We start from the raw sequence: 23,649 nt of genomic DNA, 5'->3' as shown, positions 1-23,649 counted from the left end.
CGGGGGCAATCCTCCGGAGGGGTCGATGATGCAACAAACTGACGAACCGCATTCCCCCTTCCATGAGGGCGAAGTGTCGATGCAAAGGACGGTCGGCGTCGCCGAGCGTATGGAAAAGTTCGGCCGTAGGGTCGTTCGCGACTACATGACCGACCAGCATCGTAGCTTCTACAGCCAACTGCCGTTCATCGTGCTTGGGTCGGTTGATCCGGCGGGTGATGCCTGGGTCACCCTCATGAGTGGCCGCCCAGGGTTCATGCGCAGCCCGGGTCCAGGTGTACTGGCATTTCTGACCCACCCGGACCCACAAGATCCGACGACCGTTTCGCTTGTCGATGGTGCCGCTGTCGGCCTCCTGGGGATCGAACTGAACACGCGTCGGCGCAACCGGATGAATGGCAGGCTGGGCCATACCGGCCGAGACGGCTTTCAGGTTGAGGTCGAGCATTCCTTCGGAAACTGTCCGCAGTACATCCAGTTGCGGGATTTCGAATTTGTCCGAGAACCCGATGACGTAAGCGACCTTCCCAGAACGGTTGAGGTCGATGTCGGCGATGCGCGAGCTCGCGAAATGATCGTGGGCGCGGACACCTTCTTCGTGTCCTCTTATCTCGACGACTCCAAGGGTCGCCATGTTGATGCCTCGCACCGCGGCGGAAGGCCGGGCTTCGTCAGGATCAACGCCGACGGATCACTCACCATTCCCGATTTTGCCGGAAACCTGCACTTCAACACATTGGGCAATTTTCTGCTCAATCCCAAGGCCGGCCTTGTCTTCCCGGACTTCGAAACCGGGGACATGCTGCACCTCACCGGCGATGCCGAAGTGGTGCTGGAATCCGACGAGATCGCCGCATTCCAGGGGGCCGAGCGGCTGTGGGTTTTCCGCCCGCGCAAGGCGGTCCTTCGCGCGGCGGCCCTGCCGATGCGGTTCCGCTTTGAGCCCGATGGATGGTCGCCCAACAGTTTGATGACGGGCGATTGGAACCAGACGCGTGCGCGGCTCGAAGCGGAAAGCTTGCGCAAAAGCTGGCGCCCGTTTCGGATCGCTCGAATCGTCGACGAAAGCAGCGTCATCCGGTCGTTTCACCTCGAACCGGCGGATGGACACGGCATCACCGCTCACAAACCAGGGCAACATTTGCCCATTCGCGTGTATCCGGGAACTGACGATGTACCGGTACAGCGGACCTATACGTTATCGACCGCGCCGTCTGACGGCTTCTACAGGATCAGCGTCAAACGGCAGGGGTTGGTATCCAATCACCTGCACGATGATCTGGCAGTAGGCGATACGATCGAGGCGCGAGCGCCGGCCGGCGGTTTCACAGTCGATCCGCTTGAGCCACGTCCGGCCGTATTGCTCGCGGCCGGCGTGGGCATCACCCCGATGCTCGCCATGTTACGCGCGATCGTCTTCGAAGGGCTGCGTAAGCGGCGGGTACGACCGACCTATATGTTCGTTGCGGCACGCACCCTGGCCGAGCGCGCCTTCGACGCCGAGATCGCCGAACTTGCTCGTCAGGGCGGCGAGGCCATCCGGATAATCCGGATTCTTGATAACCCGGAAGGGGCGGAGCAAGGCACGGATTTCGAGGCTCTCGGCCGCATCGACCTCAATCTCTTCCGTTCGGTTCTGCCCTTCGACGCCTACGATTTCTACATGTGCGGGCCGCCGCCCTTCATGCAGGGGATTTACGATCAACTGCGCGATGTCGGGACACCAGATGAGCGCATCCACGCCGAGGCCTTCGGACCTGCATCATTGAAGCGGCGCCTTTCCGGACCCGCCCCGGCCGTGCTGCCTGTGGCCACGCGGCCGGTTCCAATCGCCTTCATGAAATCCGGCAAGGAGGCCCGGTGGGAGCCGGGTTCGGGCTCGTTGCTCGAACTGGCCGAAGCCCGCGGCCTGAACCCGGATTTCAGCTGTCGGACTGGCAACTGCGGGACCTGTGCCACGCGTATTCTCGCGGGAAAGGTCACCTATGCCGAGCCGCCGAATGCCGAGGTCGCTGACGGTCATGCACTGATCTGCTGCGCCGTGCCGGCCGCGCCCGTTGGAGACAAAGGCGAACGCCTGATCCTCGACCTGTAGAAGCCGCCCAATCCAGAAGGAAAATCAGAATGAACTCCCGATCCTATGTGCTGGGGCGCGACGGCGCGTCCCTGGTGCTTAAGCCGGCCACGAAAAACGTACCGGAACCCTCAGCCACGGAAATCCTGATCAAGGTCAAGGCGGTGAGCCTTAACTACAGGGACTTGTTGAATATCGCAGATCCTGATGGAACGCGTGACGGACTTGTTCCGCTGTCTGACGCGGCGGGCATTGTCGCTGCGGTCGGGTCGTCTGTCACCCGTTGGAAAATCGGCGATCGCGTCAGCCCGAACTTCTTTCCGGCATGGGTCGGCGGCAGGTTTTCTCAGTCGCATTTATCGAACGCACTGGGCGGCGGCCAAACGGACGGTGTGCTCGCCGAATACTTCGTCAGCGATGAGACTGCGGTCGTCGCAATTCCCGATCATCTAGATTTTGTGGAAGCAGCGGCCTTGCCCTGTGCTGGCGTCACGGCCTGGCACGCGCTGTTTGAGCGTGGAGATCTACAGGCGGGTGAGACTGTCCTGGTTCAGGGAACCGGCGGCGTCGCCCTGATCGCCCTGCAACTCGCCGTCGCGCAAGATGCCAAGGTGATCGTCACCTCATCGTCTGATGCCAAGCTTGAGCGCGCCGTTGCGCTCGGTGCCTGGAAGACGATCAACTACAGGAACCAGCCCGACTGGGAGCAAGCAGCGCTGGCTCTGACCGGCGGCCAGGGCGTTGACCACATCCTCGAGCTCGGTGGTCCGGATACCTATGATCGCTCGATCGCCGCGATCGCGCCCGGCGGACGGATCGCCCAGATCGGGGTTCTAACCGGCTTTGGTTCACAGCCCAACCTGACCCCGTTGCAGTTCAAGAACGCTGATATCAACGGCATTTGCGTCGGGTCTGTCGAACACTACGAGCGACTGAACAGCTTCATTTCCAGGCACAACATGCGGCCGCTGGTCGACGAAGTCTTCGCGTTCAACGACGCTCCGGCGGCCTACGAGCGCCTCCGTTCGGCCAGTCATTTCGGCAAGATCGCAGTTTCATTCGATCAGTGATCCGTCCGGAACATCCGGAGTTTTTGTTGAGGACTATTCATATGGCCAAGCGTGTCTTGTTGCTGCTCGCCGACGGATTCGAACCCCTTGAGGCGGCTGGATTTACCGATGTCTTCGGTTGGGCTGCGATTGACGGCAACGAGCCGGTCGAACTGGTTTCGGCCGGCCTCAAATCGCCCCTTAAGGCGACATTCGGCTTTTCGGTCATTCCGCAGGCCCTCGTCACTGACCTTGACCTGACCGGTTTCGACGCCCTGGCGATTCCGGGTGGCTTCGGTAGCGCGGGCTTCTACACGGATGCGCTGTCTGAGCCGTTCCTCGAGATCATAAGATATTTCGAGGGTAGCGGTCGGCCCGTGGCGTCGGTGTGTGTGGCCTCGATTGCGCTGGGCTCTGCTGGTGTTCTGAAAGGCCGGCGCGCAACCACCTATCATCAGGTCGGTGGCACGCGCCGAGCACAGCTGGAAAGCCATGGCGCGATCTTTGTTGATGAAGCCGTGGTCGAGGATCGCGGGTTGATCAGCTCGACCGGTCCGGGCACGTCGATCGAGGTTGCCCTGCGGCTGTTGGCAATGCTGACCAGCGAGGCGAATGCAGCCCATATCCGGGCGCTCATGCGGGTTCCGGTTCCTGATCCGATCTGGCTACGGACGCCGCAGGTGAGCGTCACATGACCCGCCAGCCGGTCGACGTGGCCTTCACACCGTCAGTGAAGGCAGCGCAGGCGCGCAAGAAGTCCCGTTCGATCTATGAGCGGATGGAGATGGGCAGGACTGTTGATGCCGATCTGGCAGCGTTCATTCATCAGATGCGTAGCTTCTATCTGGCGACGGCCAGTGCCGAGGGTCAGCCCTACATCCAGCACCGTGGTGGCCCGCCGGGGTTCTTGCGCGTTGTTGGCGAGCATTCGCTTGCCTTCGTCGACTTCAAGGGCAACCGGCAGTTCATTTCGACCGGTAACCTGGCGGAGAACCCGAGAGCTTTCATCTTTTTGATGGACTATGCCCACCGTCAGCGGATCAAGATCTGGGGTACTGCCCGTGTGGTTGAGGGCGACGCCGCTCTTGAGGCAAGTCTGATGCCCGCAGGCTATCGCGCACGGGCTGAACAGGTGATCCTGTTCGAAATCGAGGCATGGGATGCCAACTGCACCCAGCATATCCCCCAAATGTTCCTCGCAGAAGATGTGGCCAAGGCCATTGAACAACGTGATGCGCGGATTGCGTCGCTCGAACAGCAGATCGCGGCATATCGATCTGTGGAATAATCCATTGTCCGGAAGCAGCGTTCTGCATCGGGCGCCCCAGCTCTAAATCTGTTCCGTCATCAGGCTTCATAACGACCCTTTGACCTGATGACCGATGCGTCGCCGCCGTTTGGCGAATGTGTCGTCGACCGGGCGGGACTTCCCCCGCCCCGCCCGGTCAGCTTTTTTGGCTTACAGAAATGAAGAGTTGCCATGTCTCGCCCTCCGTTGCCGCCCTTCACTGCCGAGACTGCGCGCGAGAAGGTGCGCCTGGCCGAGGATGGCTGGAACGGTCGCGACGCAGCGAAAGTCGCGCTGGCTTACACAGAGGATACGATCTGGCGAAACCGTGCCGAGTTTCCGCGTGGACGCGCTGCGGCGCAGGCATTCCTCGAACGCAAATGGGCGAAGGAGCTGGACTATCGCCTGATCAAGGAACTGTGGGCCTTCACGGGTAACCGTATCGCTGTGCGCTACGCCTACGAATACCACGACGACAGCGGCAACTGGTTTCGCGCCTACGGGAACGAGAACTGGGAATTCGTCGCCGATGGCCTGATGCATCGCCGCCACGCCAGTATCAACGAGCATCCGATCGGTGAGGACGAACGGAAGTTCCGCTGGCCGCTTGGCCGTCGGCCCGACGACCACCCGGGCCTGTCAGATCTCGGTCTGTGACCGTGTTGTCCCGAACAGATGAGCCTGCCGCCGATCGGCCCGCGGGCATAGCTATCCAGGAGCCGAGATATGTCTGACGTCTTTTTTGTTGCCGGACCCAGAACACCATTCGTGAAGGCGGGTGCCGCATTTGCCGAGGAAACCCCGCTCACGCTGTCCGCGGCTGTTTTGCAGGCAATGGCTGACCGCGCGCGCCCCGACCTGATCGTCTGGGGTCAGGTGATACCCAGCCTGTCGCTCTCCAACATCGCGCGCGAGGCGGCGCTCGACGCAGGACTCGATCCGACGATCCCTGCCTACTCCACCCAGATGGCCTGTTCGACCAGCCTGATGGGCGCAATCCAGGCGTCCGGACTCGTCGGGCGGGGCGGTATCGAACTTGCGTTGGTTGGAGGTGTTGAGCAGATGAGTCGCTCCCCGATCGCGCTTGATGAGCGCGTCTCGGCGCGTCTGGTGGCGCTGGCTGCGAGCGACCCTGCTGCCGCGATGCGCGCCTTTGGCGAGTTACGCTCGACGGATTTTGCCCTGCCCAGGAAGGGCTGGAGCAACCGCATCTCGGGCCGTTCCATGGGCGATCACATGGAGGAAACGGCGAAAGAGCTTGGCATCTCCCGGGCCGATCAGGATGCCGTTGCGCTCGCCAGCCATCAGAAGGCAGCGCGAGGTTGGCAGGATGGCGCGTTTTCGGACCTGGTAATCGCCTATGCGGGCCAGACGCGCGACGGACTGGTTCGCGCCGATACGAGTGCTGAAAAACTCGCCGGTTTGCGCCCGGTGTTTGATACGGCCAATGGAACGCTGACAGCGGGAAACTCTTCGCCGCTGACCGATGGCGCCGCCGGTGTGTGGGTTGCCTCAGCCGAGGGCCTTGCGAGTTTGGGTTCGGGCGTGGCCGCTGTCAGGTTGGTCGACTTTGAACTCGGCGCGCTCGATTTCCGTACCGACGGCATGCTGATGGCGCCTGCCTATGCGATCCCGCGGCTACTGGCGCGCAACGGGCTTCGCTTCGAAGACGTAGCGCTCTGGGAGATCCACGAGGCTTTCGCGGCCCAGGTTTTGGCCAATATTGCTGTGGCCTCGGATCCTGACGCGCGCGCGAAACACGCGCCTGGGATCGGAGATCTCGGAGAGTTTCCGCGTGATCGGCTTAATCCTCTGGGAGGAAGTCTGGCGCTGGGCCATCCGTTCGCCGCAACAGGGGCGCGCATTCTAAGCCAGACAGCGCACCAGCTGGCCAGCCTGCCGGCGGGCAGCCGCGCCGTCATCTCCATCTGTGCCGACGGCGGTCAAGGCACGGTCCTGTTGGTGGAGGCAGTCTGATGCGTATCTGTCTTGACTGTCTGGTTGCAGAACGGCCCAAGTGGTTTGAGCGCTATGTCGCCGGCTGGTACCTGTTGTTGGCCTACGCGGGTGTGGCCTTCTTCCTGCTCAAGGATGAAGTCGGCCTGATGGCGCAGGCCATGTTCTTTCTGATCATTTTCCCCTGGATAGTCTGGCCCTTGGTCGCGGCAACGCGTGCGGGTCGGCGTCGCTAATGGATTGATATCGAAAAACGAGTCATCGGGGCGCGTTCCGGGAATACCTCGTCCGTGCGCATCACTGAGATGCGGCCTGGCGGCACCGTCCAACTCAACCGGTGTCCTGTTTTTCCTGATGATACCTGGGTCTGGCCGCGTTGACCTGAGATGACCCACGGAATGACCGTGCGGGGCAAATGCCAGTAAACGATGGCCACGATATTGACCCGAAGGAGAGAAACCCGATGAGCAGCCGGACTATCCTAACGGACAGCAGTATCCTGCTCTTCGCTGCGGGTGGGCTCGCCGGTTTCGCGGCAGACGAGGTCGCCGGTTCGTTGGGCCTCGAAATCTCGTTCGTCACCCGGATGTTCGCCAAGTTCGCCGGCATAGGCGTGCTGGTCCTCGCTACTTAGAACTGGGTGTCACGGGGGCGGCCGATCGGCGGCGTTTATGCGCGGCCCCTGGGTTTGGGCAACCTGCTGTTTTTCTCGTCTTCAGCCCTCGCACTCGGGCGGTACCTCGCGGCAGAAATGCTGCCGATCGAGGCGACAGCGGTGTGCGGCGTGCTCGCGCTTCTGGCTCTCACTTTCGTCCGACTTGTCTTTTTCAGCCAGCCGACGGCTGAATAGTCTCGGCTGAGACTTTGCCGGTGTCCTCCGCAGCGTAGGACTTACGGGTTCTGCTGTGAGGACACTGAGGCTGAACTGCGGCTCTTGCGCGGTTCCCACCGGGACCCGGGCTCGGCCTTGAAGTCTGCAAACGCCCACAACGACCGTTCGACCAGAGCAGGTCGGGTCACCGTGAGCCGTCGCATTCGAGATGTCAGGGTCTGACGTCAGGCCGCCAATCGGCAATCTATGCAGGACTCGGACTCTGTGGCGGAAGTCGAGAGTCCATCGCGCGCATTTCGCAGAGCGGTCCGCACTCCCTCCTCGATCACCGGGTGATAGAACGGGCTGTCGAGCATTTGCTGGACGGTCCGCTCCGCTTCTATTGACCAGGCGAGCAGGTGGGCGAGATGTTCGGCAGCAGGCCCGACCATCTCGGCGCCGAGGAAGCGACCAGTCTCTGTGTGGGCATAGACGTTGAGCCGACCCATATTGCGCCCTGCGACCCGGGCGCGTCCCTGACCCGCAAAGTCGATCGTGCCGACGCTGAACGGCGTGTTGCTCTTGAGCAGGTCTCTATGGGTCTGCCCGACCATCGCGATTTGCGGGTCGGAGAACACGACCCCGAGCGGGGTCCGGCGATGACGCGGCGCGACAAGGGTGAAGCGTGCCGCGTTCTCGCCAGCGATGCGGCCGGCGTCTGATGCCTCGTGCAGGAGCGGGGCGTCCGGAGCCGCGTCACCGGCGAGGAAGATGCGGCTGTTGGCGATGCGCGCGGTGCTCCGATCCCAGCCGACCGGCGTTCCGCGTTCGTCGAGCACAATTCCCGCATGCTCGAGCCCCAGTCGGTCTAGGTTTGGTCTGCGTCCGGTCGCGGCCAGCAGATAGTCAAAGCGCTCCTTGATCTCGCGGCCTCCAAGCCGCTCGGTCACGACGACGCTGTCACCGTCTCTCTCTACTGCCAGCACTTCCGTTGCAGGCATGAAACGATAGTCGGCAGCGAAGGCTTGTCGCGCGCTCTCGATGATGGCCGGGTCGGTCAACGGTCCGACCAGTCCACCAAGCCCGAAAAGTTTGACGCGAACGCCGAGCCGGTGAAGAGCCTGGGCGAGTTCGAGGCCGATCACACCGTTACCGAAAACTGCAACTGCGCCAGGCAGATCGTCCCAGTCGAACACATCGTCATTGATGATCAGGCGCTCGCCGAGATCGTTCCATGCCGACGGCCAGGTCGGTCGCGACCCGGTGGCGATGACAATACGATCGGCCTCAATCAGGGTGTTATCATCAAGAACCAGTCGGTTCGGGCCGACAAACCTTGCCGAACCCCGAACCTTGTGTGCGTCCGGCCAGCCCACGACGTCCTCGACAACGAATCCGACAAAGCGATCACGCTCCTCTTTCACTCGCGCCATGATGGCCTTGCCGTCGACCTGGATCGAACCGGTTCTGACGCCGAATTTCGAGGCTTCACCGGCATGGTACGCCGCCTCACTGGCCGCGATCAGAAGCTTTGAAGGCATGCAGCCGACGCGGGCGCAGGTCGTGCCATAGACCGCCTCCTCGATCACGAGGATCGACTCGGTGAAACGACGCGCCGACTTGTACGCCGACATGCCCGCGCTTCCTGCGCCGATGATAGCGACGTCCACCTTCAGTACTGAAACGTATTCCATGATTGTTTCTCTTTGACTGACAGTATCAACGCGCCTTCCGCGGCGCTGTCTCGGGGGGAGGGAGTCCAGGGCCGACGCCAGGTCTTGGCGCAGCCCCTCTTCGTGGAAGGACGAACCGGCTCGGAACCCAACGGTGCTTTCGCCCGATCCGGGACGGACATCGACGCGCCGGCGGGCAAATTAGCCCGCCGGCGCTCTGGTGGGGCGCTGTTGCAGCCCCTTCGATCACGCGGCCTTGGCGGCGCGAACCAGCGGGAAGTCGATGTCGGTCTCGGCCACGTTGTTGATGAAGTTCGTGTAGAAATTCACCGCTACGAGGCCAACGATCTCGATGATCTGGGCTTCGGTGAAGCCGGCCAGCTTCACTGCGGCGATGTCAGCGTCGCTGACACGGCCACGCTCGGTCGCGACCTTGGCGGCGAAGGCGACGGCGGCGTTGGCGCGCGGATCGGAGGAGCCGCCGAGACGGTTCCGGTCGATCTCTGCCGCATCGAGCTTGGCCAGGTTCAGGCCCAGATAGGTGTGAGCGGACAGGCAGTAGTCACAGCCGTTGATCTGGGCGACGGCCAGGGCGATACGTTCGCGGGTTGCGGCGTCCAGCGCCCGGCCGAGCGCGCCGTTGATGCCGAGCAGGCCTTCCAGCGCGGCCGGGCTCTGACCGACGAGACGGAACATGTTCGGCACGACGCCAAGCGACTTCTCGACCGCATCGATCAACGGGCTCGACGCTGCGGGAACGGCGTCACGGGTAGGGATGGTCAGGCGGGACATGGGGCAGGCTCCAGGTTCAGGATCACGACGACGATGTCGATGGCCGGAAGATGGGCGCGATCGGTTCCAGGGATAATCCACGTGCCATGCACTTCATTATTGCGAACAGCAGAACAGTCGCGTGTGGCGGTTGTCGCCAGACGAGCGCTATTCGCACCAGCGCCTGCTCACCGGGCCCGCTTTCTGAGAGACTGACCCAGCCGGCCAGAAGAGCCGCAGCGGTGACGCGCACGGCCGGACCAGTATTTGGCCGCGTGCAATCCATCACCAGAAGGTTTTGCGGCGTACAACGCCAGCGTTCCGCAAGCGCGTGTCCTTCAACTGTTCCTTTGCGCGGAAGAGTCTGTTGCGTGGATAGCTCGTTCCCGCACGCACGCGGCCGACCCAGACTGTTTTTGCGCTGGGTGCTGCGGCTTCGTCGCAACCGGACGTCTCCGCCATTTCACAGGGAAACGAAGATGAATACGAAAAAGCCGCTGAGCCGGCGCGACGCGTTAACGGGAGCCGGTGTCGTAGCCGCCGCAATCGGTCTGACCACGTCGGGTGAGGCCGTGGCCAAACCTCGAACTGCCGGTGGGCAACTTGCAGCTCTCGACGGAATGGCGACGAAGCCGGCCAACCTATCGATGATGCCGCGGCTGACATACCTGGGCGGGCCCACCTACCTGATCGAGATCGGGCGTTTCAGGATCATCAGCGACCCGGGATTCGATCCTCAAGGGACTGAACGCAACGAGGGCCCTGGCCACCTGCTGACCAAGGTTATGGAGCCGCCGATACCGGTCGATGAGATTGGTCCGATCGATCTTGCGTTGATCAGCCATGCTCAGCACCTGGACAACCTGGACAACGAGGGTCGCAGGCTTCTGGAGAAGGTGGCCATCACCCTGACCACGCCAGAGAGCGCCGAGATGAATCTTCCGGGCAACGACGTCAGGGGTCTTCCTACCTGGCAAAGCACCGAGATCACAAACGCCGCCGGTGAGCGGCTGAAGATCACGGCGATGCCGGCAGTGCACACCAGCAACCCGGACCTGCGCGATATCGTCGGTGAAGTCACCGGATTCATGCTTGAATGGGAAGGTCAAGAATCGGGCGCCTTCTACATTTCGGGCGACACGGTGTGGATCGACGAGATCAACGAAATCGCCAGACGCTACAAGGTTAGTGCGGCGATTCTGCACCTGGGTGCCGCAAACGTGCCGGCCGTGGGAGACAACTATCTGACCATGAACTCAGCCGACGGCGTACGCGCAACTCAGGTCCTTGGCTTGAAGAATGTCTATCCCGCACACTTTGAAGGTTGGCGGCATTTCACGCAGGGTGCGTGGTACATCGCTCGCGAATTCGAGAACGCGGGCCTGACCGCGTCGTTGCACCTGCTTCGCCCAGGCGAAGCACGCAACGTTCCAATGTAGTGGATCCGCAAAACTTTATAGCGTCGACAGGTCCAGTGCCGAGCCGGGAACTCATCGAGTCCCGGTGTCGGTCACTGGACCCGAGGCGTCACCCGATGCTCGGCCAGCTGTCTCGCGACGTCATCTATGATGACGGTGCCGGGATGGCCCCGGGTGGGTTGATACTGGCGCAGAGCCTGGCCGAGGCGCTGTCGCTCGAGCCAGGGGCCAGGGTCCTCGACCTCGGTTGCGGCCGTGGTCAGTCTTCGGTCTACCTCGCGACGCGCTACGAGGCCCAGGTAACCTCGCTGGATCTGTGGATCAGCGCCGAAGAACGCAAACTCGGGGCCATCGAAGCGGGCGTAGGAGAGAAGGTGACGACATTGCAGGGCGATGTTCGGCGGGGGCTGCCAATCGCAGCAGGCAGTCTTGACGCTATCTTCTGCATGCAGGCGTTTCATTGCTTCGGCACCCAGCCATGGGTCTTGACCTACCTGACCTCGCTTCTGAAGCCCGGCGGGAAAATTGGCATTGCCCAAGGATGTTTCCGGGATGAGCCGGATGTACTGCCCAGTCTGTTCGCCGATACCGGGGGATGGAATGTCGAGTACCACAAATATCACTCCACCGACTGGTGGAGACGGCACCTGTCATCGAACGATCGGCTCGATGCGGTTACCGCGCGGGAAGTCCTCGATGGCGACATTCTCTGGGAGGACGACATCCTCTACCGCTGCCAGCGCGCCGATTGGCAGCCTGACTATCTGGCCCAATGCGCCTGGCTCGTACGCCACGTGTTGCATGGCCAGCTGTCCGCGCCTTCCCTCACTCATTGCCTGGTGACCGCCACGCGGATTGAGACAGGTGCCTCTGCAAGCCGATCCGGTTCACTTCGCGGCCCTCGAATCGCGATTACGATCGGCCGACCGCGACCAGCCGGGACCAGCGCCGGGCGCGAATGGGTGGAGCGCCGTTCGGACTTTCACGACGGCCGCGCTGGGGTGTCCTTCCCCGGGCGAGTCACGAGGATCGGAGCGGCTCGTGCAGGTTAAAGGCTATTCGTGGGTCGGCGTGGGTGCAGACGACTTCAAGCAGACGGTGTCGTTCTTCACGGACGTTCTGGGCCTGTCACCCGTCGTTATCGAGAACCGCGGCGTCGCCATGCTGAAGGTGGCCGAAGGCCAGATCCTCGAGGTGTTCGGACCCGGTACAAAGGGGCGGGAGTCCACCTCGGTGCCCGTCGTCGGCTTCGAAGTGGACGACGTTGCCGCGGCGCGCGAGGAACTGATCGCGCAAGGGGTGGAAATTCTCGGCGAGATCGGTTCCTGGAACGGCTTCGAATGGCTGAAATTCCGGGGCCCTGGTGGGCAGGTCTACGCCTTGCAGAAGACGTCGGGCGCGGGATGGGAGGACACAGCCTAGGCGCGTTCATTCGTTCGGCGCCCGTCCCCCGCGGTACTGGCTCCTCCTGAGTGAGGGTGTCGCGGAAGGGATGGGCCGGATATTCGCGGAGCCGAGCGATTGCCGGGTCCATCGTGTCGACGCGGCGTAGGCCGGGCAATGCGTCCAAAGCAGACCTTCCGAACCGCCGCTTTGAGTCAGCCCCGGTCGTTTGAGCCCTCCGACGCAAATGTCTCGAATGGGTCGGGTTCAGACTTTAGCCTGACGCCCGGTTGCGGACATTCGACGGATGCGCCCTAAGCGGACGTCGTGCAGGTCTGTTCTGGGTGGGGAACGGACCTGCGCCTGGAACGGGACCGGGGGCGGCTCGGCACCAACCTCGGCCATCGGCGGCAGATCAGTAGCGGGTCGTCAGCTGGGTCAGCCAAAGCGGCGATACATCGACCAGCCATGTCTCCAGGGCCTTGTCCGCTCCGGCGAGGATCAACAGGCCGAACGCGACCATGAACCCGCCCATCAGATACTTGCCTAGGGATCCTGCGGCGAGCATGCGACCCCGCAGCCGGCCCAGGGTGCTGTCAGGCGAACGATAAAAGGTCTCCGATATTTGTGGCGTAAGCCACTGACGGGGATCATGTTTCGTGAAGCCGATTTCGTTCAAGCGCCACCGTTTTCCGGCAGATGTGATCCGCCATGCCGTCTGGCTGTACTTTCGCTTCAGCCTCAGCTTTCGTGACGTCGAGGAGCTCCTGGCGCAACGCGGGATCGACGTCAGCTATGAGACGATCCGGTGCTGGACGATCAAGTTCGGACCGCTGATCGCGAGGCGACTGAAGCGCCGTCGGCCAGCTCCAACGCCTCGCTGGCATCTGGACGAGATGGTCTGTTCGATCGGCGGAAGGCGGATGTATCTGTGGCGCGCCGTCGACGACGAAGGCGAGGTTCTCGACCTCTTGGTCCAGCGCCGGCGGGACACGGACGCTGCGTTGAAGCTGCTCAGGCGGCTCCTTCAAAACCAGCCGATCGAGCCGCGGACGATCACGACCGACGGTCTCGCCTCATATGGCGCAGCGCTCGATGTCCTGGATCTCAGGCATTTGCACCGACCTGGCCGGCTTCGGGAGAACAATCGGGCGGAGAACTCGCACCTTCCGATCCGACGACGAGAACGGCAGCAGCAGCGGTTCAAATCCCAAGCCTCAACCCAGAGATTCCTCACCACCCACGCAGCGATTTACAATACCTTCAACATCCAACGCCATTTGATCAGCAGACCCACACTTCGCCGCTTCCGTGCTGATGCTGATGCCGCATGGGCGGCTGCCGTTGCCTGAAGGTCGGCGGGGCAGGGGGCTTTCGACTTGGCGAAGTTACCCTGACAGCGCCCACGGGCGGGCAAATGCCCGACGATCAGGCATCGGGCCTCGAACGGAGACCGGGTTCCGGTCTCCGGGGTCGAGCAAGGTGCGGTAATGTCGGGCAATATTCCCCGAGATCAGGGACACGGAAGCTATCCGTGAAGAGTGTGGCGGAGACGGAGGGATTCGAACCCTCGATACCCCTTACAGGGTATGACGATTTAGCAAACCGTTGCCTTCAGCCACTCGGCCACGTCTCCAGCAGGGGGGCTCGATAGCGGAGGCGGCGACGCGGCGCAATCCGCTGTTTCGGAATGTTGTGATCCTGTGCCGCCGGGGCAGCGGCAACAGTTTCCCCGACGTGATCTTGTGAGGCGACCCATGGAGGGATAGGGCTTCGGCTCCACCTTCTCAGGGAGACGCTCTATGGCCGATCTGGCTCAAGTCACTGAACACATCCGCGGCGCGGTCGGCGACAACTCCGGTCTGGGCAAGACCGTGAAGATCGACCTGGGCGACACCGGCAAGATCTTCATCGACGGCGCTTCGGTTCCGAATACCGTGACCAATGACGACAAGCCCGCCGACACGACCGTGACCGTGTCGTGGGACGACTTCATCGCCATGTCCGAGGGCAAGCTGGACGGGATGATGGCCTTCATGCAGGGCAAGCTGAAGATCGCCGGCGACATGATGATCGCCCAGAAGCTGATCCCGCTGCTGAAGCGCTAAGCGTCAATCCTCCCCCGTCGGGGGAGGTGGCGCGGCGCATCTTCGCGCCGTGACGGAGGGGGCTCACCGCGAGCGGGGTGTCTGGGGCTGGCCCCCTTCACCGCTACGCGGTCCCCCTCCCCCTATGGGGGAGGAATAACACCATGGATTTCAGGCACAGCGACAAGGCCCTGCACTGGCAGGACCGGGTCAACCGCTTCCTCGACGACAAGGTCATGCCGCGCGCCGCCGACTACTGGGCCGACATCCATCGCGACCATACGGTCCAGTCCCCGACCATGGAGGCCCTGAAGGCCGAGGCGCGCGAGGCGGGCCTGTGGAACATGTTCCTGCCGGGCGAACACGGGGCGGGCCTGACCAATCTGGAGTACGCCCCCCTGGCCGAGGCGATGGGCCGCGCCGGTCTGTGGACGCCGGAGGTGTTCAACTGCAACGCGCCTGACACCGGCAATATGGAGGTGCTCCATATGTACGGGAACGCGGCGCAGCAGGAACGCTGGCTCAAGCCCCTGATGGCGGGCGAACTGCGTTCGGCCTTCCTGATGACCGAGCCGGCCGTGGCCTCGTCGGATGCGACCAACATCCAGACCTCGATCGTTCGCGAAGGCGACGAGTATGTGATCAACGGCCGCAAATGGTGGTCGACCAACATGGGCCATCCCAACGTCGGCATTTCCATCGTGATGGGCAAGACCGACACCGGCGCCGCGACCCATCAGCAGCAGTCCCAGATTCTGGTGCCGACCAATACGCCCGGCTTCCGCGTCGAGCGGATGCTGACGGTGTTCGGCTATGACGAGCGCCCGATCGGTCACGCCGAAGTCGTGCTCGACAACGTGCGGGTGCCGGTCGAGAACCTGATCGCAGGCGAGGGCCGGGGCTTCGAGATCGCCCAGGGCCGCCTCGGGCCGGGCCGTATTCACCACTGCATGCGTGTCATCGGCGCAGCCGAGAAGGCGCTGGAGCTGATGTGCGAACGTCTGCTGAACCGCACCGCCTTCAGGAAGCAGCTGGCCGAGCATTCGGTGTGGGAACAGCGCGTCGGCGAGGCCCGCACCAATATCGAGATGTGCCGCCTGATGGTGCTGAAGGCCGCCTGGATGATGGACAATGGCGGGGCCAAGAACGCCAAGTCCGAGATCGCCCAGATCAAGGTCGCGGCGCCCCGGATGGCGCTGCAGATCATCGACGACGCCATCCAGGCGTTCGGTGGCGCGGGCGTTTCAGGCGATACGCCGCTGGCCGAGATGTACGCGGGGGTGCGCACCCTTCGTCTCGCCGACGGCCCGGACGAGGTGCACAACCGGACCATCGCGCGGATCGAGTACTCGAAGCACGGCGGGCGGCCGGTTCGTTAGGAACGTTCGCCCGCCCCGACGCCTTGCGGGGTGGCCGGAACCGCAAGGCCTCGGAGAACGGACTCGATTCTGGCGTTGCCCGGATCGAGCGCCAGCGCGCGCTGGTAGCTGGCACGGGCCGGTCCGGGCCGCCCGGCGGCGAGATAGGCCTCCCCCAGGCTGTCGTGGGCGTTCGACGAGTTGGGAAACTCGCGGGTGTTCCACTCGAACGCGGACAGGGAGGTTTCCGCATCAAGGATGTTCATCGCATCGTAGCCGACGCGATTGACGACGGCTTCGATCGTGTCGCGGGCGAGAGTCGTCTTCAGCCGGTTGACCGCTTGATCCCATCGATCCGATGCGAGCCCCCGGAACAGCGCTTCCTCCTCCGCTTCCAGCGGACGGGCCGCACCCGGCATGACGCGGTCCGCGAGCAGGGTCACGAGGCGGTGCCGATCGAAGGTCGATCGTCCTCCATTGTCCAGATAGATCACTGTCGCGCAGTCTTCGGGGTCTTCCGTCCGGAAGAAATGCCGCCATACCAGGCGAACATCGCCGCCGTGTCCGACGATCGTCACTTCGCCGTGCCGGTAATACTCCCAGCCATGGGTGTGCCATGCCGCCTCGCCCGACTGAATGGGGAAAGGTGCCCACGAGGCGCGCAAGGGGCCGAGCGGTAGCAGGTCGCCGCTCAGGAGCGCCTCGCTCCACCGCACCATATCGGCGAGCGTCGAAAAGACGCCGGTCGACCCGAAGGTGTACCCGGGCCAGGAGGGCAGGGTGAAAGGCGGCGGCGGCCGATCGCGCGGGGGCACCGGACGGTAGCTGGACACCAACCCGGGCAACTGCACCGATCCCCCGGGATAGCCCGTATGATAATTGGAATCCTGCATCCGGGCGGCGCGGAACTGCCGTGCGACCAGTGTCGTCAGAGGCAGGTCCGTGGCCTGCTCCAACGCGTCTCTCGCGAGCAGGAAGTTGGTCTGATTGTAGTCGTTGCGAGAACCGGGGGCGAACCGCAACGGCTCGGCGCGGATCGCGGCGATCGCCTTTTCCGCCGTGCTTTCGACATGGTCAGGAATATAGTCCGGCAAGCCCGAGACATGCGCCAGCGCCTGCTCCAGCGTGATCCCGGCCCAGGTTTGGGGAAGGTCCGCCCGGATTCTTCCGATCGGCATGGACAGGTCTATAAACCCGCCCGCTTCCGCCTTGAGCAACTCCACGACCAGAAACAGCTTCGAGATGGAGAAGATCGGATAGACGGACCGGTTTGTGATCGGGTCACCGCTATCCCTGTCCGCCAGGCCCGCGTGCCGGACATAGGCAAGCTTGCCGCGCCGCAGCACGGCTACGGAATATCCGACCGTGCCATACCCCGACGCCGTCGCGTCGAGAATGTCGTCCAGCTCGGCTGAAACCGATGGGGCTGCAGCCCGGCCCGGCAGACATCCGGTCGACAGGGCTGCTCCGGACAAGGCCAGGCCCAGCGTGCGTCGGCGACTGATCAGTTTGGGAAAATCCATAAACGACGTATCCTGCAATCGGGTTGTTCAGCGGACGAAGATCGACGTTCGATCAACGCCGGCGTTGTTCCAGTCGGGTGCCCACGCGCGGATTTCTATCTCGTAGAGGCCGGGACCGGCTGGTGTGTAGGTGGCGCCGAACCGGCTCGCCTGGCCGGTGAACGGCAATTCAATGACAGCGACCTGCTCGCCATCTTTGTAGATCCACGCCTCGACCTCCGTCCGGTCGGCATCCCAGGTGCCCCCGGTTTCCAGGCCACAGCCGCACATCATCGTCACACCGGCCAGCAAGGCGATCTCCTCGCCGGTGTTGACGAAGGCGTGGGCGATCGGGACGGACAGGTCGACGATCAGCCCGGGCATTTCGACGAGCCAGCCATCGCCATGGGTCACGTGTTTTCCCGGCAGGATCCACTGGGTACTGACCAGGCGCCCGCCGGTCCCGGCCTGACCCCTGGGGCCCTCGATCTCAAGCGCGACCAGACGGGGGCGATCGAGGTCGAGTGACGTCGAAAAGACCGCCCCGTCATCCCCTGCCTGCTGAAGCGGAGCTCCACGAGGGCCGGTGAGTATACGGCCCGTGTCGCCCGTGCCCCCGTGGGTCCAGCCGTGGGCCAGAACCTCGCCGGTTTCGACGTCGCGCAGCGTCACCGCCACCGCTTGATAGCCGGGAACAAACTTGGCGCCGCGCGCCAGCACGCGGACCTCGATGCTGGTCTGCTCGGCATGAGCCGTTGTTGGTGAAGCCGCCAGGGCGACCAGGCCGCAGAGGGCGGCGCAGGTGAAGAGGCGCATGGTCCTGATGTCCCTGTGATGGGCTCCGACGCCGGCGACCGGGAAGGAGCAGAGGACCAAGGGCATCCTGTTTTCTCGCGAAGCCGGCAAATGACATGGTAGGAAATCTGCTGACATTGAATGTCCGGGGAAGGCGCATGGCCGAAATGCAGCAAGGTGCCGTCGCCGCCGGGCTTCGCGATCGCACCACCTGTTTCGACGGCTATGTGCTTTGCACCCAGCCGTTCAGTCTCTCGAGGGCCAGCAGGCCGATCGATGTCCCTCGCCAGTCCCTGGAATTGCTCGACTATCTGATCGCATGTCGCGACAGGATCGCCACGCGCGAGGAACTGATCGACAGGTTCTGGTCGACCGGTCATCTCGGCGCGGACCAGAACCTCAACACCTGTGTCCGGCGACTGCGAAAGGCTTTGGCCGAGAGCGGTGACGCGGCCGGTCTGATCGAAACCCACGCGCGCCTCGGTTACCGCTTCGTCGGCGACATCGACGCCCAGCCTGAAACGCCGGCTCGACGGACGAACAGGGCGGCGAGATTCCTCCCGCAGGCTGCGGCAGGGTTCGTTGTCCTGGCGGCCTGTGGCTGGGCGATCCCCATGGCGTTGTCCTCGGAGACTGACTCCTCACCTCGGCCTCCGGTGGAGCGGATCGCCGTACCGCCAGGGCGAAACATGTGCGACACCACCCTGTTTCCCCGGTTCATTGACGGCCTGCGGGAGAACCTCATCAGCGACCTCGAGACTTCAGCCGGCGATGATGTGTCGTTCCTGAAGGTTGGATCTCGTGAAACCTCGGCACCGTATTTTCTGGATCTCGGCGTGCGCCAGATGCCGGATCGCACGATTGCGAACCTGTCTCTCATTTCGGCTAGCGATGGCGAGGTGGTCTGGACACGGCAGATCGCCGAACCCACCAACATGGACAACTATCTCGTCACGCAGGAACGGTTGGCGTCTCAACTGGCGACTGCGTTCGTTCAACGGGATTCCTGAGCAGCGGGCCAGGTCGAAAAACCCACGCAGCCTCGCCCAAAAGCCGTGATGCCGACAGTGTCCGAGCCGAAAGCGGACGTTGGCCTGGGTGTGCGGGGCCGTCTGCTGCCACCACGCTGTCAGCAGGCGCGCGGCCGAACGTGTAACCCCTCCTTGAAGGCAACGTAACCAGAACAGATGTGCTAGTCAGCACGCCGACGACCACGGGGACCTGTCTCGTGCCCATGGAGCCTGTCCGATGAAACCATCTGCGCGAGCCGCCTTACCCGGGGCAGATGACCTTGGGCGTTACCGTACCCTTCGGGCCGCCATGCCTGCCCTGGCGGCGGGGCTGTCGGCCGAGGATATGGCAGCGCAGTCGATGCCGGACGCCAGCCCCGGCAAATGGCACCTGGCCCACACCAGCTGGTTCTTCGAGGTGATGATCCTGGCGGCCGAGCCGGGATACGAACCCGTCGACCCGCGCCTGCAGCAGCTGTTCAATTCCTACTACGAGAGCCTGGGCCGACGGGTCGAGCGGCCCGAGCGCGGCCTGATGACCCGCCCGTCGCTGGACGAAGTGATGGCCTATCGTGCCGAGATCGACCGGCGGATGGTCGAGCGGATCGGGCGCGGCCTCGACGGCCGGCTGGAGGACTATCTGTTTGTCCTCGGCCTGAACCACGACCAGCAGCATCAGGAGCTGTTCCTGATGGACCTGCTGAACCTGATGTCGCGGTCGCCGCTGGACCCGGCCGCCTATGCCGTCGAGCCGCGTCCGGGCGGGCCGTTGCAGCCGGGACGGGGCGGGCAGACGCGGTTCGAGGGCGGGCTGGTCGACATCGGCCATGGCGGGACGGGCTTCGCTTTCGACAACGAGGGGCCGCGCCACCGCGTCTGGCTGGAGCCCTTCGTGCTGGACCACGATCTGATCACCAACGGCCAATGGCTGGCCTTCATGGCGGACGGCGGCTATCGGCGGCCGGAGCTGTGGCTGGCCGACGGCTGGGCGGTGGTGAAGGCCGACGGCTGGACCGCGCCGTTGTACTGGCGCGAGGACGACGGCGAATGGACCGTTCTGGGCCTGGCCGGTCGCACGGTGGTCGATACGGATGCGCCTGTGCGACACATCAGCGCCTACGAGGCAGATGCCTATGCCCAGTGGGCCGGCAAGCGGCTGCCGACCGAGGCCGAATGGGAGAGCGCCGTCGCCACTGCGCCCGATGTCTTCTCCAACCTGTTCTGCGAGGTATGGCAGCACACCGCCAGCGCCTATTCGCCCTATCCCGGCTTCAGGCCGACGGAGGGTACAGCGTCGGAATACAACGGGAAATTCATGGCCAACCAGCGGGTTCTGCGTGGCGGTTCGTTCGCGACGCCTGCCGGTCACGCCCGCGGCACCTACCGCAACTTCTTCTATCCGCATCAGCGCTGGGCCTTCACAGGGTTGAGGCTGGCGTCCGACGCCCCGGCGGGTGAGCGGGCGCGTATCGAGGACCTGGAGACCGCGCGGTTCCGCGCCGAACTGGTCGCCGGACTGTCCCGGACGCAGAAGGCCGTGTCGCCGAAATGGTTCTATGACGCCGTCGGGTCCGACCTGTTCGAGGACATCACCCGGCTGCCGGAGTATTATCCGACCCGTCAGGAGGCCGCCCTGCTGCGGGCCATGGCGTCCGGCCTTACCGGGCATTTCGGCGACGACGCTGTCCTGGTCGAGTTCGGCTCGGGAGCCAGCGAGAAGACTCGCATCCTGCTGGATTCGGCACCGACGCTGCAGGCCTATGTCCCCATCGACATCAGCCCCGACGCCCTCAACGCCGCCGCCGCCAGCATCGCTGAGGCCTATCCGCACATGGAGGTGGCGCCGATGGTCGGGGATTTCCTCAATCTGGCCCCCTTGCCGGAACTCGGGCGCGGCCGTCGGGTCGGATTCTTCCCGGGCTCGACGATCGGCAATCTGGAGCCGGAACAGGCGGTGGCCTTCCTGGCCAATGCGCGGGACCGGCTGGGCCGGTCGTCGCTGTTCATCCTCGGCGTTGATCTGGTCAAGGATCCGGCCGTGCTGGTCGCTGCCTATGACGACGCCCAGGGTGTGACGGCGGCGTTCAACAGGAATCTGCTGGTTCGGGCCAATCGCGAACTGGGGGCAGATTTCGATCTCGACGCCTTCGAGCACCTCGCGGTCTGGAATGCGGAGAGTTCCCGTATGGAGATGCACCTGCGCGCCACGCGGGACATGAAGGTCCAGATCGGCGGAGCGGTGATCCCGTTCGTGGCCGGCGAGACCATCCATACCGAGAGCTCTCGCAAGTTCACACAGGCCTCCGTGACGGCGATGGCCGAGGCTGCGGGCTGGCGGATGGTGTCTTTCGAGCAGAGCCCTGATCCATCGGTGGCCCTGGTTCTGCTCGCCGCCTGACACGTCTTCGTGGGTCAGCGGGTTCCACCGAGACGTCGGATCGTGTCGAACATATTTTTCTGTTCGACGTTGGTATCCTGATCTGGCCAGCCGTGGCGGGCCTCGACCTGTTCCGGATGCGCCCTGGTCCGGCGCGGGTGTAAGGTTCGGGATCGCGGGTCTTGGAGAGGGCACCCCACCCGGAGTTCGTCCGTTTCGTCCGTTTCGTCAGGGTGTTTTTCGTCCGGACGGACGGACGAAGTCCTGAAATGCGTCGGCTCTGAGTCAACCGGCAAACGGACAAGGGCGGCCGGTTCGCACCGATCGTCCTCCGTTGTTTCCGGGGCCGAACGCTACTCGGCCGGGCCTTCGACATCTTCCGGTCGGCGCGAGCCGTGAGACGCTTCACCACCCCTTCGCCCGGCCTGGGCGGCCAGGCTGCGGTCCTGTGAGAAGCTGCGCTTTTCGCTGGGGACGCTGGCACCGCCCTTTCGGGCGATCTCGCGCTGTCGCTCGGGGTCCATCGAGGCGAAGCCTCGTTTGGAGACACCGGAGGGTCGGTTAAGCGGGCCCTTGGCCATGCGAGGCTCCCTTTCGAAATTCATGCTGGCGCTTGCAGATGAGAACCCTGAAGCCCGATCGCGGTTCCGAAGGATCGACATTTCAACAGTGTGCGAATCAGTCTGCGCCTGGTCTTTCGACCTCTCCGTCATTGTCGGCGGGCTGGGGCGGCACTTCGTCTGGCGTGCCCGCAGGGTCGATGTCCGGCTGCGGCGACGGCGTCATCGGCGGGGTGATTTCGGGCTGGGGCGTCGGGTCGGTCATGGTGTGATCTCGCGGCCCGGACTGGGCTTCACCAAACGGAACTGCCGATCGTCGCCCGGGTTCAATCGACCTGATCACAAGCCCGGCAGGAGCCCGCCATGACCGATATCAATCCCACAGCCCTCAGCGCTGAAGACATCGTCGATGACGCCGACGATCAACCCGCTCGCCTTGATCGCGCCGGGGATCGCTGGATGGCCGACGCCGAGACGCGCGCCTTCGCCCGGGAGCAGGGTCTTCGCGGAGCGGTTCGCTCCGATATCGAGACCGGCAGGGATTGGGCGCGCGAGCAAGCTTTTCTGGCTCGCACCCGGATCGAGGAAAGGCCGTTGAAGGCGACCGTCTACGCGCTGGGCGTCGGCCTACTGATCGGCCTGCTTCTGCGCCGCTAAGCTGGGCCTGAAGGCGCGCGCGCCAGAGGCGTGTGCGCCACGGCCGCGTCTGACACGAACGGATTGGTGCGGCGCTCCTCGCCGAAGGTTGAGATCGGACCATGTCCCGGCACGAAGGTCACGTCGTCACCCAGCGGCCAGAGCTTGGTCACGACCGAGCGGATCAGGGCCTCCGGGTCGCTCCGCGGAAAATCCGTGCGACCGACAGAGCCTTTGAACAGGACATCGCCGACCTGGGCGAAGCGGGCGGCGCGGTTGAAGAAGATCACATGGCCTGGTGTGTGCCCGGGGCAGTGCGACACGTCCCAGGTCGTCTCGCCGAGGCTGATCGTGTCGCCGTCGTCCAGCCAACGCGTTGGCACGAAGGTGCGGGCGTCGGGAATACCCCAGCGTTGGCCGTGCTCGGGCAGGTCGGCGATCCAGAACTGGTCTTCGGGATGGGGCCCGATGATCGGGGCCCCCGACTTCTCCGCCATCTCCGCTGCGCCCGCCGCGTGATCAAGGTGGCCGTGAGTGATCCAGATCTGGTCCAGCGTCAGGCCGCGCCGGGTGATCTCACCGATGATCTGATCGACCGATCCGCCCGGATCGATGACCGCTGCCTTCAAAGTCGCCGTGCACCAGACGGTGGTGCAGTTCTGCTGTAGTGGCGTGACGGCGGTCACGAAAACGCCGATGGGGGAGGGGGCCTGGGAGGCGGACTGGGTCATTCCACCGACATAGCGAGCCTCGGCGTCCGGTCAAACAGCCTCCTCGTTGACCTTTGGAGCCCACCTCATCATAAGGGCGGGCTTCGAGGTGCCGCTCCGGATGGGGCGGCCCTTTCTGCATTCCTCATCTTCGCGAGCGCCGATATCCCGGCACCGCCCCAGAGCGTCAG

General features: G+C 63.8%; 25 protein-coding genes and 1 tRNA gene. 17 read left to right on the top strand and 9 right to left on the bottom strand.

Features of this window, described 5'->3' with window-relative positions; translation table 11 throughout:
* The first annotated feature begins 25 nt into the window (after positions 1-25).
* From ACW18A_RS08995 to ACW18A_RS08960, 8 genes are all read left to right on the top strand, one after another.
* The gene (locus ACW18A_RS08995) at positions 26-2,095 is read left to right on the top strand and encodes a 2Fe-2S iron-sulfur cluster-binding protein (protein ID WP_492021389.1); all 2,070 of its coding nucleotides are present in this window, start codon (positions 26-28) and stop codon (positions 2,093-2,095) included.
* A 29-nt stretch (positions 2,096-2,124) separates the two neighbouring features.
* Positions 2,125-3,144, top strand: a complete 1,020-nt coding sequence (locus ACW18A_RS08990) for a zinc-dependent alcohol dehydrogenase family protein (RefSeq protein WP_492021388.1) — start codon at positions 2,125-2,127, stop codon at positions 3,142-3,144.
* A gap of 41 nt (positions 3,145-3,185) precedes the next feature.
* Positions 3,186-3,818 (top strand): DJ-1/PfpI family protein, encoded by a 633-nt coding sequence (locus ACW18A_RS08985; protein ID WP_492021387.1) that lies wholly within the window; start codon positions 3,186-3,188, stop codon positions 3,816-3,818.
* The gene (locus ACW18A_RS08980; protein WP_492021386.1) at positions 3,815-4,411 is read left to right on the top strand and encodes a pyridoxamine 5'-phosphate oxidase family protein; all 597 of its coding nucleotides are present in this window, start codon (positions 3,815-3,817) and stop codon (positions 4,409-4,411) included. Before ACW18A_RS08985 ends, ACW18A_RS08980 begins: the two co-directional genes overlap by 4 nt.
* A gap of 192 nt (positions 4,412-4,603) precedes the next feature.
* Positions 4,604-5,068: a nuclear transport factor 2 family protein gene (locus ACW18A_RS08975; protein ID WP_492021385.1), complete on the top strand. Its 465-nt coding sequence runs from the start codon at positions 4,604-4,606 to the stop codon at positions 5,066-5,068.
* Between the two features lie 69 nt (positions 5,069-5,137).
* Entirely contained in the window at positions 5,138-6,388 is a 1,251-nt protein-coding gene (locus ACW18A_RS08970) for a thiolase family protein (protein ID WP_492021384.1), read from the top strand.
* On the top strand, positions 6,388-6,603 hold the full coding sequence (locus ACW18A_RS08965) for a hypothetical protein (RefSeq protein WP_492021383.1): 216 nt from the start codon (positions 6,388-6,390) through the stop codon (positions 6,601-6,603). The genes ACW18A_RS08970 and ACW18A_RS08965 overlap by 1 nt, the downstream gene beginning before the upstream one ends.
* 227 nt (positions 6,604-6,830) lie before the next feature.
* On the top strand, positions 6,831-7,001 hold the full coding sequence (locus tag ACW18A_RS08960; RefSeq protein ID WP_492021382.1) for a hypothetical protein: 171 nt from the start codon (positions 6,831-6,833) through the stop codon (positions 6,999-7,001).
* A gap of 422 nt (positions 7,002-7,423) precedes the next feature.
* On the opposite strand, the gene ACW18A_RS08955 is transcribed toward ACW18A_RS08960, so the two are convergent.
* Together ACW18A_RS08955 and ACW18A_RS08950 are read right to left on the bottom strand one after the other, a co-directional pair.
* The gene (locus ACW18A_RS08955; RefSeq protein ID WP_492021381.1) at positions 7,424-8,872 is read right to left on the bottom strand and encodes a dihydrolipoyl dehydrogenase; all 1,449 of its coding nucleotides are present in this window, start codon (positions 8,870-8,872) and stop codon (positions 7,424-7,426) included.
* Between the two features lie 225 nt (positions 8,873-9,097).
* The gene (locus tag ACW18A_RS08950; protein WP_492021380.1) at positions 9,098-9,643 is read right to left on the bottom strand and encodes a carboxymuconolactone decarboxylase family protein; all 546 of its coding nucleotides are present in this window, start codon (positions 9,641-9,643) and stop codon (positions 9,098-9,100) included.
* A gap of 458 nt (positions 9,644-10,101) precedes the next feature.
* On the opposite strand from ACW18A_RS08950, the gene ACW18A_RS08945 reads away from it, so the two are divergent.
* The 3 genes from ACW18A_RS08945 (at position 10,102) to ACW18A_RS08935 (ending at position 12,462) form a co-directional block, all read left to right on the top strand.
* The gene (locus tag ACW18A_RS08945) at positions 10,102-11,061 is read left to right on the top strand and encodes an MBL fold metallo-hydrolase (protein ID WP_492021379.1); all 960 of its coding nucleotides are present in this window, start codon (positions 10,102-10,104) and stop codon (positions 11,059-11,061) included.
* 95 nt (positions 11,062-11,156) lie between these two features.
* Positions 11,157-12,092 (top strand): SAM-dependent methyltransferase, encoded by a 936-nt coding sequence (locus tag ACW18A_RS08940; RefSeq protein WP_492021378.1) that lies wholly within the window; start codon positions 11,157-11,159, stop codon positions 12,090-12,092.
* Positions 12,082-12,462, top strand: a complete 381-nt coding sequence (locus ACW18A_RS08935; RefSeq protein WP_492021377.1) for a VOC family protein — start codon at positions 12,082-12,084, stop codon at positions 12,460-12,462. Before ACW18A_RS08940 ends, ACW18A_RS08935 begins: the two co-directional genes overlap by 11 nt.
* 376 nt (positions 12,463-12,838) lie before the next feature.
* On the opposite strand, the gene ACW18A_RS08930 is transcribed toward ACW18A_RS08935, so the two are convergent.
* The gene (locus ACW18A_RS08930; RefSeq protein WP_492021376.1) at positions 12,839-12,991 is read right to left on the bottom strand and encodes a hypothetical protein; all 153 of its coding nucleotides are present in this window, start codon (positions 12,989-12,991) and stop codon (positions 12,839-12,841) included.
* Positions 12,992-13,082: 91 nt separating this feature from the next.
* On the opposite strand from ACW18A_RS08930, the gene ACW18A_RS08925 reads away from it, so the two are divergent.
* On the top strand, positions 13,083-13,775 hold the full coding sequence (locus tag ACW18A_RS08925; protein ID WP_492021375.1) for an IS6 family transposase: 693 nt from the start codon (positions 13,083-13,085) through the stop codon (positions 13,773-13,775).
* A 192-nt stretch (positions 13,776-13,967) separates the two neighbouring features.
* Here the strand turns inward: ACW18A_RS08925 and ACW18A_RS08920 are convergent.
* Positions 13,968-14,059 (bottom strand) — tRNA-Ser (locus ACW18A_RS08920).
* Between the two features lie 166 nt (positions 14,060-14,225).
* Here ACW18A_RS08920 and ACW18A_RS08915 point away from each other — a divergent pair.
* Positions 14,226-14,531 carry an SCP2 sterol-binding domain-containing protein gene (locus ACW18A_RS08915; protein ID WP_428149721.1) on the top strand — a complete coding sequence of 102 codons (306 nt, stop codon included), beginning with the start codon at positions 14,226-14,228 and terminating at the stop codon, positions 14,529-14,531.
* A gap of 143 nt (positions 14,532-14,674) precedes the next feature.
* Complete coding sequence (locus ACW18A_RS08910; protein ID WP_492021374.1) at positions 14,675-15,889, top strand: acyl-CoA dehydrogenase family protein; 1,215 nt, start codon at positions 14,675-14,677, stop codon at positions 15,887-15,889.
* On the opposite strand, the gene ACW18A_RS08905 is transcribed toward ACW18A_RS08910, so the two are convergent.
* Both ACW18A_RS08905 and ACW18A_RS08900 read right to left on the bottom strand, forming a co-directional pair.
* Positions 15,886-17,409, bottom strand: a complete 1,524-nt coding sequence (locus ACW18A_RS08905) for a serine hydrolase (protein ID WP_492021373.1) — start codon at positions 17,407-17,409, stop codon at positions 15,886-15,888. The two genes, ACW18A_RS08910 and ACW18A_RS08905, sit on opposite strands and share 4 nt — an antisense overlap.
* Before the next feature lie 9 nt (positions 17,410-17,418).
* Positions 17,419-18,186, bottom strand: a complete 768-nt coding sequence (locus ACW18A_RS08900; RefSeq protein WP_492021372.1) for a hypothetical protein — start codon at positions 18,184-18,186, stop codon at positions 17,419-17,421.
* Positions 18,187-18,281: 95 nt separating this feature from the next.
* Here ACW18A_RS08900 and ACW18A_RS08895 point away from each other — a divergent pair, with 95 nt between their 5' ends.
* A complete protein-coding gene (locus tag ACW18A_RS08895) occupies positions 18,282-19,175 on the top strand; it encodes a winged helix-turn-helix domain-containing protein (protein WP_492021371.1) in 894 nt (297 codons plus the stop codon).
* A 238-nt stretch (positions 19,176-19,413) separates the two neighbouring features.
* Positions 19,414-21,573 (top strand): ergothioneine biosynthesis protein EgtB, encoded by a 2,160-nt coding sequence (gene egtB / locus ACW18A_RS08890; RefSeq protein WP_492021370.1) that lies wholly within the window; start codon positions 19,414-19,416, stop codon positions 21,571-21,573.
* Between the two features lie 332 nt (positions 21,574-21,905).
* Here egtB and ACW18A_RS08885 read toward each other — a convergent pair whose 3' ends face one another.
* Both ACW18A_RS08885 and ACW18A_RS08880 read right to left on the bottom strand, forming a co-directional pair.
* Positions 21,906-22,133, bottom strand: coding sequence for a con-10 family general stress protein (locus ACW18A_RS08885; RefSeq protein WP_492021369.1), 228 nt, complete (start codon positions 22,131-22,133; stop codon positions 21,906-21,908).
* Between the two features lie 97 nt (positions 22,134-22,230).
* The gene (locus tag ACW18A_RS08880) at positions 22,231-22,377 is read right to left on the bottom strand and encodes a hypothetical protein (protein WP_492021368.1); all 147 of its coding nucleotides are present in this window, start codon (positions 22,375-22,377) and stop codon (positions 22,231-22,233) included.
* 98 nt (positions 22,378-22,475) lie between these two features.
* On the opposite strand from ACW18A_RS08880, the gene ACW18A_RS08875 reads away from it, so the two are divergent.
* Complete coding sequence (locus tag ACW18A_RS08875; protein WP_492021367.1) at positions 22,476-22,769, top strand: hypothetical protein; 294 nt, start codon at positions 22,476-22,478, stop codon at positions 22,767-22,769.
* Here ACW18A_RS08875 and ACW18A_RS08870 read toward each other — a convergent pair.
* Positions 22,766-23,479 (bottom strand): MBL fold metallo-hydrolase, encoded by a 714-nt coding sequence (locus tag ACW18A_RS08870; protein WP_492021366.1) that lies wholly within the window; start codon positions 23,477-23,479, stop codon positions 22,766-22,768. The genes ACW18A_RS08875 and ACW18A_RS08870 overlap by 4 nt on opposite strands.
* Positions 23,480-23,649: the final 170 nt, after the last annotated feature.

The organism is Brevundimonas sp. AVps5 (genome assembly GCF_058681515.1).
This window is presented reverse-complemented; position numbering and strand designations above follow the sequence as displayed.